This window comes from Acidovorax sp. BL-A-41-H1 (assembly GCF_051942715.1).
The window spans coordinates 298540-311538 of record NZ_JBPVJQ010000003.1 but is presented as its reverse complement, the minus strand read 5'-3'; the positions used below and the strand labels follow the sequence as shown (position 1 = coordinate 311538).

The following is a 12999-nucleotide window of genomic DNA, read 5'->3' as shown; positions in this document are numbered from 1 at the left end:
TCAAATCAGGCGCTACACGGCAGGAGGCGCCATTGACTTCGCGTCGGCTGCAGGTCTGCGCAGCACCCCGTTACACAGCGTGGCAATGCACTGCTGCGCCACCTGCTCCGGCGTGTACTTGCCGCCCGGCTGGTACCAGCGGCCAATCCAGCTCAGCGCACCCGCAATCACAAAAGCGGTCATCTTCGGGTCGCAGGGCTCTATGGAGCCCTCAGCCACGCCCTCGGTCACCAGTCGCCTCAGCTCCTGGTCGATGGCAGCCTTGAGCCGGCGCAGTTCCTTGCGGCTATCGGGGGGCAGCTGCTCGTCGCCGACGCGGATCACGCACATGCCGAAGTCCTGCGTGACCACGCAGGCATACACCTGCATGCATGCGATCAGCTGATCGATGGCCTTGCCGCCAGCTGCGCGCGATGCATCAATGCCTTCGAGGATCATCGCCAGGCCCTTGCCTACGCACTGCAGCAGGATCTCATCCTTGCTCTTGACGTAGTAGTAGAGCGTGGGCTTGGTCACCTGCAGCCGCGCCGCAATGTCGTCGAGCGACGTCGCGTGAAACCCCCGCTCGTTGAAAAGCTGGGCGGCAGCCTGCAGCACCGCGTGGCGCTTGGCTTCACGCTGGCGCTCGCGTGTGGACAACGGGGGCAACTCCGCCGCTGGCCGGGCCGGAACGCGCTCTGACGGGGGTGGTGGTGCTGTTCTGGAACGGGGCATGGAAGGCATTTCCCTGAGAATGCACGCAAAAAGCGCGCCGGCAAAAGCCTAGCGAACCCAGAGGTTCGCCCGACCGATCCATCCTTCAGAACGGCGCCGATTCCGGATCGGTATCCACCGGCGCCTGGGCAGGCCCCGTCACCGCACGCCCGACCACGTCCTTGCCCCGGGGCGGGGCAGGCACGGCGGCATCCAGGCCTGCGGGGGCTGCATTCGATGGCACCGCCTGCGCCGCGCTGGCAACCCCGCTTTCACCCTCGCCACCCAGCGCCTCGATCAGGTCTGGGATCAGCTTGCTCAGCTCGCCCGTGGCAATGGCCACGTCGGTGTCAAAGCCGCCGTCGTCGGCCTTGGTGCCTTCAAACACGGTATCGAGGAACGCCACCTTCTTGATCTGCAGGCCTTCGGTCAGCATGAAGCTCACGCGGTCGTCCCAGGTGAGGGCCAGCTTGGTGGGCAGCTTGCCGGCATCAATGTGGGCCTGCACTTCCTCGATGTCGAGCGGGTGGCGGGCATAGCGCACCACGGCCTTTTCCTCGGTGGCGCTTTTCAGTTCGCACTCGCGGTCCACCGTGAAGCCCACGGGCGGCTCCTGCTCCTTGAGCCAGTGCGACATCGCCGCCTGCGGGCTGGTCTGGGTGTTGATGAGGGATACAGACAGGCCGGGCAGCGCTTCGACCAGCAGCGTCACCACTTCATCCGCGCGGCCCTGACTGGAAGTGTCCAGCACCAGCAGGCGCGATGCGGTGTCGATCCACACCCACATCGAACCCTGCTTGGTGAACGCCATGGGCAGCAAATCAAGCTTGGCCTCGTCCTTGAGCTCCTTGCTTTCCTTCTTGCCGGGCTTGCGGCCGGTTTCCTGCTCGATGCGCTCGGCCTTTTCCTTCACGCGCCGGGCCAGCACGCTGCCGGGCAGCACCTTGGACTCGACCATGAAGCGCAGGATCCACTGCCCGCCCACCGATTCGGCCAGCGGCCCGTGCGCATCGCCACGGGGCGGCACCCAGCCCAGCGACTTTTCCTGCGTGGCACCGCATTCCATGAACGGGGCCTTGGCCAGCGCCTCTTCAACCTGCGTCAGTTCGACCTGCCATTGCGGAGCAATGCGGTACACGATCATGTTCTTGAACACGGAAAAACCTCTTGGATCTGGAAAGGGGGGTGGGGTGGAGCGATGGACGCCGGCGTGGCGCCGGCCCGCTGCCCCTGCAACCCGCCATTGTCGGGCTTGCTGCGGGCGCCAAAGGCGCCCGCGCTGGCGGCAAGAAACACCACGCCAGATACACGCCGTCAATTCACTATATTTTTAATAGCTATAGAGGCAATCAAAACGGTGGCTTACAGCACTTTTGGCAGCAAATCGGGCCTGCAGGGCCCTGCGGGCGCCAAAGTTCTTGTCACAACTTTACACAGCGGCATTCATGCGCCACCGCACCGATACATGCGCGGCCGACACTGGTTGCCAATCGCCTCAACGGTCGTTCTGGCGAAACCACCACTGCACAAGGAAACCACCATGGCCCGCTCCCTCACACAACGACTTGCCGCCACCGCCACCCTCACCGCCCTGGCCGCTGCACTGGCACTGCCCGCCCAGGCACAGCCGGCACCCGCTGTAGCTCCATCGGCAACGCCCGGCGCCACTGCCGCACCCGGCCAACCGCACCGCATGGGCCAGCACCGCAGCGACGCCGACGGCAAAGATCGCCAGCAGCAGCGCCAGGCCTACATGGCAGAGCGCATGACCCAAATGAAGACCCAGCTCAAGCTGACTGCCGCCCAGGAACCCGCATGGACATCGTTCACGGCCGCCATGCAGCCCGGTGAACGCAAGGCACGCCTGGACCACGCCGACATGGAAAAGCTGACGACCCCGGAGCGCATTGACCGCATGCGCGCCATGCGTGCCCAGCACGCCGCCGAGGCCGACCGCCGCGGCGAAGCCACCAAGGCCTTCTACGCCGCGCTCACGCCCGAACAGCAGAAGACCTTTGACGCCCAGCCCCACTACGCTCGCCACCACGGCATGCAGGGTAACGGCGGCCGCCACGGTGACGGCGACCGGGCACAGCACGGCGCGCACGGTGCTGGCATGCGCAGCGGAGCCATGGGGCATCCAGCGCCCGCAGCGGCACCCACCCAGAAGTAACGGCTCCCACGGCACGGCGGCCTGGCAGGCCGCTTTCAGTTTCGCGTCTCGAGGTCCGGCACTCCCCAGGGGTGCCGGACTTTTTTGCATGGATGGCCACAGCCGAGAGCAGCCAAGGTCTGGACAGCTCGCACGGTCATCCAGGCGTAATCGACCACCCCTCTGTGGACAACCCTGTGCGCACTTTTGGCACAACTGCATGGTTATCCACAGAAGGCGACCCGTGCGCAAAGTTGTTGTATGCCAGGGTGCGTGCTTTGTGCGCAGCGCCGCACAGGGTTGAAGCCCCTGTAAGTGCGCACCAGCGTTGGAGAAAACAGGCTTGTCCACACAAAACGCCGCCCTCTACTACTACTGCTATTTATTTATAAAGATATAGAAGAACAACCAGTACCCGGACCCCGCAACGCCAGTGCACGCGGATTCGCTCGCCGGATCACGGCGTGGATGAGCAGCTTGCAGAGATGGCAGCCAACGAAGATGTGTCGGATGAAGCTCGATTCGGAGCCGGAAAGGAAGCGTGCCTGCGTCCATCGAGGCTGCCTGTGGGGCGGCCAGGGTCTGGCCAGGGTCTGGTGAGTGAGGAGAGGCGTTCATCGTCAGCGATGCCCCTTCCCTCAAGCGACACCCACGAAAACAGCATGACCTGCGCACAGGCAAACGCCGGACCAGGCAGCCATTGACCGTGACTGCTATGGAATAGATAGCTGTCAGGCATTTAAGTGCCTGGGCTACCGGCCAGTTCTACTCATTTTTTAGGCCTGACGGCTGCAGGTGGGCAACCCTGTGGAGAATTTTTGCGCAACACCATGGTTATCCACAGAACAAGGCAGTGTGGCGCTTTTGTCCCCGCCGGTGCGACAGCAGGAAAAGGGCTGGGTGCACAGGGTTTGGCGCCACGCAAGTGCGCGCCCGCACTGGGAAAAACTGGCTTGTCCACAGCGAGGGGCCGCCTCTACTACTACGACTATGTATTTATAAAGAAAGATAAGGAGAAGACAGGGGACAACATCCACGCCCGGGCCAGCGCCCTGAAGGCGTGACGAAACAGAGGTCTATGGGAAGGGTCCAGCACCCAGGTGCGTTGAGGGCATGGGCCTGGTGACTGCCTGTGGCCGCACCGCCGTTTTTGGATTCAATGCACTCGGTCTTCCCCCGCCGAGGGAAGCGACACCCCGTAAAAACGGGTCAGTGCAGGCTGAAATGACAGAAATGCGCCGCAGGCTGTGGAAAACCTGTTGGTGAACTGTGTGCAAAGTCGACCGCCGATGGCAGCACGGTTTCAACCCTCTGCCATCGCTCGGCAGATGTGCTGGTCTGGCAGGGGCACAAAGTACAGGGCCAGATTCCGCCAGACCCGCACAGCCCCGCAGGCCCTCTGCAGTCAGCTGGTACCACCCTGGGGCCACCCAGGCATGCGCCTTGGCCTCTGCGGGGTTCTGGCAGGCCTTCCCGGGGGTTCAGGCGTGGGGGTCAGGCGCAGCATCCGGTGTGCGGGTGCGCCAAGCCGCAGATCAGGCCTCTGTCCGATCCCCGCACAGGGGCCGTACAAAAGCCTCCAGCACGTCGCCCGCCAGCGGACGGCTGCACAGGTAGCCCTGGTAGTGGATGCACCCGGCTTCGGCCAGCATCTCGCGTTGCTCGGTGGTTTCCACGCCTTCGGCGATCACTTGCAGCCCCAGGCTGCGCGACAGGCCCACGATGGTGAGCACGATGGCCGCATCGTTGGGGTCGGTGAGCAGATCGCGGACAAAGCTCTGGTCGATCTTGAGCTGGTCCAGCGGCATGCGCTTGAGGTAGCTCAGGCTCGAATAGCCCGTGCCAAAGTCATCCAGCGCAAAACCCACGCCAAACGAGCGCAGCGCCGTCATGGTGGCGATGGTGGCCTCCATGTCTTCCACCAGCACGCTCTCGGTCAGCTCCAGCTTGAGGTGACTGGCGCGGGCGCCCGTTACGGCCAGCACGCGTGCCACGTCGTCCACAAAGCTGGCGTGGCGGAACTGGCGCGAGCTCACGTTCACGGCCATCGTCAGGTGCGTGAGTTCCGGGTCGTCCTGCCAGCTGGCCAGCAGCTTGCACGCGGTGTGCAGCACCCAGCGGCCCAGCGGCAGGATGAGGCCAGTGTCTTCGGCCAGCGCGATGAACTCGCCCGGCGCAACCATGCCGCGCTGCGGGTGTGCCCAGCGCACCAGTGCCTCCACCCCCACACAGCGGCCCGACTGGTGCAGCTGCGGCTGGTAGTGCAGCAGGAACTCTTCCTGCGCCAGGGCTGAGCGCAGGTCGGTTTCCATGCCGGCGCGGGCCGTCACCACGGCCTGCATGTCGGGGTCGAAAAAGCGCAGCGTATTGCGGCCGGCGGTCTTGGCCTGGTACATCGCCAGGTCGGCCTGCTTGAGCAGTTCGCCCACGCTGGTCTCATCGCCCGTGAAAGGTGCGACGCCAATGCTGGGCGTGCTGCGGTACTGGTAGCCCTGCAATGCATAGGGCACGGCCAGCAGCGTCAGGATTTTTTCGGCCACGCCGCGGGCGTGCATGGCCAGTTCCTGCGGCCGGGCACTGAGCTCCTCCAGCATCACCACGAATTCATCGCCGCCCAGGCGCGCCACGGTGTCCACCGAGCGCACACAGGTGTTCAGACGCTGCGCCACCTGCTGCAGCAGCAAGTCGCCCTGGTCGTGGCCCAGGGTGTCGTTCAGGGTCTTGAAGTTATCGAGATCGATGAACAGCAGCGCACCGCCCTGGTGGCGCCGCTGCGCCGTGGCCAGGGCCTGGTGCATGCGGTCCATCAGCAGCATGCGGTTGGGCAGGCCGGTCAGTGCGTCGTAGAAGGCCAGGCGCTGGATCTCGCGCTCGCTGGCCTTGCGCTGGCGGATGTCGGTGTTGATGGCCAGGATCGACTGGGGCTGGCCGTCGTCACCGCGCACCAGGGTCCACCGGCCTTCCACCTCAATGGTGCTGCCGTCGCGGTGGCGCTGCACGATCTCCCCCGTCCACTCGCCATGTTCCAGCACGGCCTGGGTGGCATGGCGGAAATGCGTGGGCTCGTCGTACAGCAGCGTTTCGACCGACTGGCCCAGCACCTGCAGCTGCGTCCAGCCATACAGCCGCTCGGCGCTCTTGTTCCAGAAGATGACGCGGTTGTCCAGGTCCCGCACCAAGATGGCGTCCTGGGCCTTGTCCAGCAGCGAGGCCTGGTGGCGGATACGGGCGTCGGCCAGTTGCCGGTCAATCTCGGCCGAGGCCCGAGCCGCAAAGATCTGCAGCGTCGATGTGACGAAGTCGGTATCGGCAATGGCCTGGCGGAACAGCACGAAGACGATACCCACGACCTCGCCATCGGCATTGCACAGCTGCTGTCCGGCATAGCCCTGGGCCCCCACCTGGCGCAGCACGGGCGCCGCGGGGTAAAGCTGCTGCACTCCGTCAGTCACCGCATATTCGCGCTGGCTCAGCAGCAGCAGGCTGGGGGTGCCCGTCAGGTCGTACTCGGCATTGGGCAGCATGTTGCCGTCCAGCACGGCGGCCAGTGTGGTGACCCGGGGGGGCTTGCCCTCCACCTGCGGCAGCAGGCGCACCACGCAGCCACCCTGTGCACCCAGCGCGTCAGCCATGTTACGCACCAGCTGCACGAAGAACTCGGTGCCGGTGCTGGCCGATACGGCCGCTGCCACCTTGAGCACCGACGCCTGCAGCTTTTGCTGTGCCTTGTGCGCGCGCAGGCTCATGATGCCGAAGGCCACGTCGTTGGACAGCTCCTGCAGCAGTTTGGCCTCTTCCCCGCTGATCTGCAGGATCTCGGGGGCATACAGGTACAGCAGGCCAAAGGTGCGGTCACGATCCCGGTCGCGCAGCGGCAGGCAGATCACGCCATGGAAACCGTTTTGCAGCATGCGCTCGGTCCATCCCGCAAAGTCGCCATCGGTGCGGATGTCCTGCACGATCACGGGTGTGCCGGAGCGCACCGCCGTGCCTGCCGGTCCGCGACCGTAAGGGTGGTCCTCGCTCCACGACAGGTGCAGGCTCTCAAGGTAGTGCGGGTTGTACCCTGCATGCGCCACGGGCTGGATGGTCTTGTCCTCGTCATCAAGGGCGAATCCCACCCATCCCATGCGGTAGCCGCCAATGTCCACGGCGATCTGGCAGATCGCATGCAGCAGGGCCGTCTCGGATGTGGCGCGCACCAGCGTTTCGTTGCAGGCGCTCAGCAGGCGCTGCGCGCGGCCCATGCGGGCCAGTTCTGCTTCGGTGCGCAGGCGCTCGGTCACATCGGTGGCCAGCACCTGGCGCGCCGGGCGGCCGTTGAAACTGATGCTGCCCGCGGTGATCTCCACATCCATGAAGCTGCCGTCCTTGCGGATATGGCGGCTGACCACCGGCCGGCTGCGCTGGTCCATGTCCACGGCGTCGATGGCGATCTTGATCGCTGCCCGGCGTTCCTCGGGCCAGAGGTCGGTCATGCACATGGCCAGCAACTCGGCTTCCGAGTAGCCGTAGTGCACCACCATCGACTGGTTCACGGCCTGCAGCTTCAGGGTTTCCTTGTCGTACACCCACATCGGATGTGGATGGTCGTTGAACAGCATGCGGTACTGCTGCTCCGAGACATGGAGCCGGTCGGTGATGTGGCGCAGCTGGACCATGGCCCCCAGCGACTCGGCAAGGATCTCCAGATGCGCCATGTCGCGGCGCGAAAACGCATCGGGCCGGCGTGACGTGACTACCAGCGTGCCGACGATGGCATCGCCCGTGCGCAGCGGCACGCCCATCACCGATTGCACGCCCTGTCGGTGCGCAAGGGCGCGCATGTCCCATCCGCGCGCAGCAGTGTCGTTGCACAGCACCGTGCGGCCTTCGCACAGCTCGGTCCAGAGCAGGCTATCGCTGGCTGGTAAATGTTGACCTACTGGGCGCACGTTGCTCCCTGCAGATGCCTGCACCACAAGCGCGTCACCCTGCAGTACTTCCACCATGGCGCCACAGCCCTGCGTCTGGCGCAGCACGGTATCTGCCACCAGTTGCAGCACCTCGGGCAACGCCATCGTCAGGGACGAAATGCGTTGCTGCACCTGCAACAGCTCGGCATGGTTCTGGGCATCGCGCACGGCATCCAGATCCGCTTCCTTGGCTGCGCTGATGTCGGTCATGCCACCCACCATGCGCACGGCCTTGCCGGCAGCATCGCGGATCACGAACCCGCGGTCCAGCACCCACGCATAGCTGTCGTCGTAGCGGCGAAACCGGTATTCGGCCGACCAGTGGTGGGCTTGCCCGTCGATGGCCGCGTGAATGCTGCCCACCGCGTGTTCGGTGTCGTCGGGGTGCACGCGCAGCGTCCATGACGTGCTGTCGGCAGGCAGCTCGGTGGCGGGCACGCCAAAGAGGCTTTGCATGCCCTCGTTCCACCACATTTCGTCGGTGCGCAGGTTCCAGTCCCAGATGCAATCGGCCGTGGCGCGCGAAACCAGGTGAAAGCGCTCCTCGCTCACGCGGCTCGACTCGCGGGCGAGGTGCTGCGCCGTGATGTCCTGCAGCGCACCCTGGATGCGCACGATCTGGCCCTGGGCGTTGCGCGCAGCCTGCCCGGCGGTTCGCACCCAGAAGCGCTGTCCGTCCGGCATTGCAATCTCGCCTTCCAGGTCAAACGGTACGCCCTCGCTCAGGCATGCGTTCAGTGCGACACGGATTTGGCTGCGGTGCGGCTCGGCGTACAGCAGCAGCACGTCATCCACCGGGCTGGTGCTCTGGCCCAGCCGGTAGGTGCTTGCGATCTCCTGCGACCAGTTGAGCAGCATGTCTGGCAGCTCGATCGTCCAGCCGCCCACGCGAGCGATCTGTCCGGTCACGCGCAGTGCCTCGCTATGGGCCAGCACTTCGCGGTGCATGTCGTTGCGTTCCTGGGCCAGCTGCGCCAGCAGCATGCGTTGGCGTCGCAGCTCCAGTTGCGCCATGGCCTGGTCCCCGAGGATCTTCAGGGCCTCCAGCTGCTCGTCCGACAGGGTGCGCGGCACGGTGTCGAGCACAGCGATCGTGCCCAGTGCCTGGCCGTTGGGCGTGACCAGGGGCGCGCAGGCATAAAAGCGGATGTGGGGCGGCCCCACCACCATTGGATTGCCCGCGCAATCCGGGTGCTTTGTTGTGTCGGGAATGACCAGGGGGCGGGGCGTCCCGGTGATTGCATGCGTGCAGAAAGACAGTGCCCGGTCAGTGTGGTCAAAATCAACACCCACCGCTGCCTTGAACCACTGTCTTTCGCTGTCGAGGAAATTGACCACCGCCATCGGGCAGCCGCACGCGCTGGCTGCCAGGCGGGCGAGCTGGTCAAACCCTTCTTCGCGCGGGGTGTCCAGGATGGCGTACGAGTCCAGCACGCGCAGGCGATCGGCTTCGTCGGGCACCAGAACGGTGGACATGCTTCAGACGGCTGTTGTCAGGTGGGCGACGGGTGCCGTGCCGTGCAGTGGCAGCATCGACAGCAAAGCCGGTGCTGCCTGGGAGGCATGTGCGTGGAGCGGGGGCAGCATCGTCGAAAAGGGGGCGTGCGGTGAAGCTGATGAACGGTCTGAAGCTATGCCGGGCGAGCAGCGACGGAGTTTCAAGACATGACTGTACGGGTCGCAGCCTTGAAACGCCAATGCTGTTTGCGCGCGCATCCATGCGGGCTGTTTATATCCGGATTTGTCGTGGCAAGGGTCCGCTCGGCAAGGCGGTCTGGACAGGTTCCTGCGGTGTGCCTGAGTACCGGTCCGCGCAGGCGTGCGTCAAGGCGCGAATGCTACACCGCCAACGACCGCGCGTTTGTCAACGGCAGTGAGGGTTTGCCCGACGCTGCGTCACGCAGGCAACCCTGGTGCAGCGCTAGCCTTGCTACGCTGGGCACATGCAAATTTCCGAACTGGCCGGTCGCACCGGGGTCTCTGTGCATGCACTTCGCCACTACGAACGCCTGGGGCTCCTGAAGCCGCTTCGGCGTTCCAACGGCTACCGCGACTATCCCGAAACCGCCCAGCGCGAGGTGGTGTTCATTGCCATGTCGCGGCAACTGGGCTTTGCCCTTGCCGACATCGGGCCGCGCCTGTTGCAGTACCGGGCGGGCCGGCTGCCGGTGCAGGAGATGGTCGAGGCGCTGCAGGAACGCGCCCGTGAGTTGCAAACCCAGATCGATCTGCTGCAGGCCCAGAAACAACGCGTGGTGGACCATCAGGCCTGGCTGCGCGAGCGCCTTCAAAAGCCTGCCTCGCGCAGGCCGGGCTCCGGAGAACCCGCTGCCTGGCCTGGCGTACGGTCAACCACCGCGCCGCCTGAAGATTCCCGACACCCCCGGAGACCACGATGAATCCACTGTCCCCCTCCCCGTCCGATGCGGCGGCTTTTGCGCCAGCACCTGCCAGCGACACACACCGTGCCATGCAGGCGCTCAAAGCCGTGGTACTGGCCATGCCCATGGCGCAAACCCTCGGGCTGGAGTTCATCCGCGCCGACCCCGGCGCAGTGGAGATCGCCATCCCCGTGAAAGACAGTTTGTGCCACCGGCACGGCAAGCTGCAGGCCACCGCAGTGTTTGCTGCCGCAGACTTTGCTGCCGTGGCCGCAGCGGGCAGCGTGCTGCCGCCCGGCTGGGTGAATGCCACGGTGGACGCCACGCTCAAATTGGTGGCGCCCGCGCGCGGCGCCAGCTTGCGCGCCCGTGGCAGGGTCGTGCATGCCGCACGGCTGCTCACGGTGTGTGCTGCCGACGTGTTTGCAGTGGACGCCAGCGGTACCGAGACCCTGTGTGCCACGCTGCTGGCCACGGCCCGCAACATCGACATGACCCGCGGCTAGCCTGGCACCCTCGCTTTAGCCGCTTATGGCGCGGCGCGCGCGCACCGCTGCCGCCAGGCCCTCCAGCACGGGCACAGTCTGCGCCATGCTGATGCAGGCATCCGTCACCGAGACGCCATATTCCAGGGGCTGGCCGGGCACGATGTCCTGGCGGCCTTCCTGCAGGTGGCTTTCGATCATCAGGCCCGTGATGCGGGCATCGCCCGCTGCAACTTGCAGGGCCACGTCTTCTGCCACCGTGATCTGGCGCTGGTGCTGCTTGCTGCTGTTGGCATGGCTCACGTCAATCATCACCTGCTCGCGCAGGCCGGCAGCCCGCAGCACCGCGCAGGTGGCGTCCACGTCGGCCTTTTGGTAGTTGGGCTGCTTGCCTCCGCGCAGGATGACGTGGCAGTCATAGTTGCCACGGGTTTCAAAGATGGCGGCCTGGCCCATCTTGGTCATGCCCATGAAGGCGTGCGATGCCTGCGCGGCCTGGATGGCGTCGCTGGCCACTTTCACACCGCCATCGGTGCCGTTCTTGAAACCCACGGGGCAGCTCAGCCCGCTGGCCAGCTGCCGGTGGCTCTGGCTCTCGGTCGTACGCGCGCCAATGGCGCCCCAGCTCACCAGGTCACTGATGAATTGCGGCGACAGCAGGTCCAGGAACTCGGTACCCACGGGCAGGCCCAGCGCCAGCACATCCAGCAGCAGCTGGCGGGCCAGCTCCAGCCCTTCGTTGATGGCAAAGCTGCCGTCCAGGTGCGGGTCGTTGATGTAGCCCTTCCAGCCCACGGTTGTGCGCGGCTTTTCGAAATACACGCGCATTACCACCAGCAGGTCATCCTTGAGCGCATCGGCCTGCATCTTGAGCTGCCGGGCGTATTCCATCGCCTGGCCGTGGTCGTGGATGGAGCACGGCCCCACCACCACGATAAGCCGGTCGTCCCGGCCATGCAGGATGCGCGAGATGGCAGCGCGGCTGGTCTCCACCAGCATCTGCGCGGAGAGCGACGCCGGCAGCCATTCCTGCAGCAGGGCAGGCGTGATCAGCGGCCGCACGGCGCTGATGCGCGTGTCGTCGATGCGCGTGGTGTCGTTGGTGGAAGCGAAGGCGGCGGTTCGGTGTGCGTGGGTCATGGTGGCCCCGATTGTCGCGGAGCCGCTCAGCAGGTGTCCCAGCGAACATCAGCGGCAACACCGCATGCCGATCTGCGATGCGGGCGTGACCCGGACGAAGGACGCAGAGCAAGGGCCGCCCCGCAGCGAGTGCGTCGTCCCCCTGCCCGCGTCGCACGGCGATGCGAGAGCGGGGGGAAGCGGCGCAGCCGCTCAGGGGGAGTCCGAGCAGACCTCAGCGGAAACACTGCGTGCCAATCTGCGATGCGGGCGTGATGCGGACGAAGGACGCAGAGCAAGGGCCGCCCCGCAGCGAGTGCGTCGTCCCCCTGCCCGCGTCGCACGGCGATGCGAGAGCGGGGGGAAGCGGCGCAGCCGCTCAGGGGGGTGTCCGAGCGCCCATCAGCGGCAACATTACGTACCGATCTGCAATGCGGGCGTGACCCGTGCGAGGGACGCAGAGCAAGGACCGCCCCGCAGCGAGTGCGTCGTCCCCCTGCCCGCATCGCACGGCGATGCGAGAGCGGGGGGAAGCGGCGCAGCCGCTCAGGGGGGTGTCCGAATCAAGGCCGCCGGAACGACGCGTTCTGCCGCACCCAGTGGCGCGACTGCAGGTGGTCCATGCGCACCTCGCCGCCGGTGGAGGGGGCATGCACAAAGCGCCCTTCCCCCACGTAGATCCCGGCGTGCGATGCGACGCGGCCGGTGCCGAACACCACCAGGTCGCCTGTGCGCAGGTCGGCAATGTCAATGGGCCGGCCCCAGCCACTGAGCTGTGCCACGGTGCGGGGCGGTGCGGTGCCCACGCGGTGGCGGTACACGTAACCAATGAGGCCGCTGCAGTCAAACCCCGACTCGGGGGTGTTGCCGCCAAAGCGGTAGGGCGTGCCCACCAGGCCCAGGGCGTGGATGGCGATGTCATGCGCCTGTTCGTCGGTCAGGGGCGAGTACACCGGGGCCCGGGCCGGTGCCGTCGATGTGGGGACGGAAGGCGACGGAGTGGTGCTGCAGCCGCCCAGCACCAGCAGGGCAGCAGCACACGTCAGACAGGAGAGGGCGGCACGCATGGGTGCCAAGGGTAGCGGATCAGCAGCGGTGCGTGCCAGTGGGCCCGCTGGCGTTGGGGATATGCCGAAAATAGCCTGTGGTCCAGGTAATCATTTCCCCTAGTGCTATATAAATAATAGCAAAACGGTAGCGGGTCTCGGGCGACC

General features: G+C 65.8%; 8 protein-coding genes. 3 read left to right on the top strand and 5 right to left on the bottom strand.

What is annotated here, in order from left to right:
• Positions 1-12: 12 nt before the first annotated feature.
• Together ACTPOI_RS02535 and ACTPOI_RS02530 are read right to left on the bottom strand one after the other, a co-directional pair.
• Complete coding sequence (locus ACTPOI_RS02535) at positions 13-714, bottom strand: TetR/AcrR family transcriptional regulator (protein WP_440106090.1); 702 nt, start codon at positions 712-714, stop codon at positions 13-15.
• 85 nt (positions 715-799) lie between these two features.
• Positions 800-1849, bottom strand: coding sequence for a recombination-associated protein RdgC (locus tag ACTPOI_RS02530; RefSeq protein ID WP_440106088.1), 1050 nt, complete (start codon positions 1847-1849; stop codon positions 800-802).
• A 384-nt stretch (positions 1850-2233) separates the two neighbouring features.
• Here ACTPOI_RS02530 and ACTPOI_RS02525 point away from each other — a divergent pair, with 384 nt between their 5' ends.
• Entirely contained in the window at positions 2234-2866 is a 633-nt protein-coding gene (locus ACTPOI_RS02525; protein WP_440106086.1) for a Spy/CpxP family protein refolding chaperone, read from the top strand.
• A 1514-nt stretch (positions 2867-4380) separates the two neighbouring features.
• On the opposite strand, the gene ACTPOI_RS02520 is transcribed toward ACTPOI_RS02525, so the two are convergent.
• Positions 4381-9276, bottom strand: coding sequence for an EAL domain-containing protein (locus ACTPOI_RS02520; protein WP_440106084.1), 4896 nt, complete (start codon positions 9274-9276; stop codon positions 4381-4383).
• A 467-nt stretch (positions 9277-9743) separates the two neighbouring features.
• Between ACTPOI_RS02520 and ACTPOI_RS02515 the strand changes: the two genes are divergently transcribed.
• Positions 9744-10199, top strand: coding sequence for a MerR family DNA-binding transcriptional regulator (locus ACTPOI_RS02515; protein ID WP_440106082.1), 456 nt, complete (start codon positions 9744-9746; stop codon positions 10197-10199).
• 71 nt (positions 10200-10270) lie between these two features.
• On the top strand, positions 10271-10687 hold the full coding sequence (locus ACTPOI_RS02510; RefSeq protein ID WP_440108247.1) for a PaaI family thioesterase: 417 nt from the start codon (positions 10271-10273) through the stop codon (positions 10685-10687).
• Positions 10688-10702: 15 nt separating this feature from the next.
• Here the strand turns inward: ACTPOI_RS02510 and ACTPOI_RS02505 are convergent, their stop codons facing one another.
• Both ACTPOI_RS02505 and ACTPOI_RS02500 read right to left on the bottom strand, forming a co-directional pair.
• Positions 10703-11806 (bottom strand): 3-deoxy-7-phosphoheptulonate synthase, encoded by a 1104-nt coding sequence (locus tag ACTPOI_RS02505; RefSeq protein ID WP_440106080.1) that lies wholly within the window; start codon positions 11804-11806, stop codon positions 10703-10705.
• A gap of 542 nt (positions 11807-12348) precedes the next feature.
• The gene (locus tag ACTPOI_RS02500; protein WP_440106078.1) at positions 12349-12852 is read right to left on the bottom strand and encodes a C40 family peptidase; all 504 of its coding nucleotides are present in this window, start codon (positions 12850-12852) and stop codon (positions 12349-12351) included.
• Positions 12853-12999: the final 147 nt, after the last annotated feature.

Coding starts and splice junctions, on each gene's coding strand:
- ACTPOI_RS02535 (WP_440106090.1), bottom strand. CDS start 714: ATGCCCCGTTCCAGAACAGCACCACCACCCCCGTCAGAGCGCGTTCCG.
- ACTPOI_RS02525 (WP_440106086.1), top strand. CDS start 2,234: ATGGCCCGCTCCCTCACACAACGACTTGCCGCCACCGCCACCCTCACC.
- ACTPOI_RS02520 (WP_440106084.1), bottom strand. CDS start 9,276: ATGTCCACCGTTCTGGTGCCCGACGAAGCCGATCGCCTGCGCGTGCTG.
- ACTPOI_RS02515 (WP_440106082.1), top strand. CDS start 9,744: ATGCAAATTTCCGAACTGGCCGGTCGCACCGGGGTCTCTGTGCATGCA.
- ACTPOI_RS02510 (WP_440108247.1), top strand. CDS start 10,271: ATGCAGGCGCTCAAAGCCGTGGTACTGGCCATGCCCATGGCGCAAACC.
- ACTPOI_RS02505 (WP_440106080.1), bottom strand. CDS start 11,806: ATGACCCACGCACACCGAACCGCCGCCTTCGCTTCCACCAACGACACC.
- ACTPOI_RS02500 (WP_440106078.1), bottom strand. CDS start 12,852: ATGCGTGCCGCCCTCTCCTGTCTGACGTGTGCTGCTGCCCTGCTGGTG.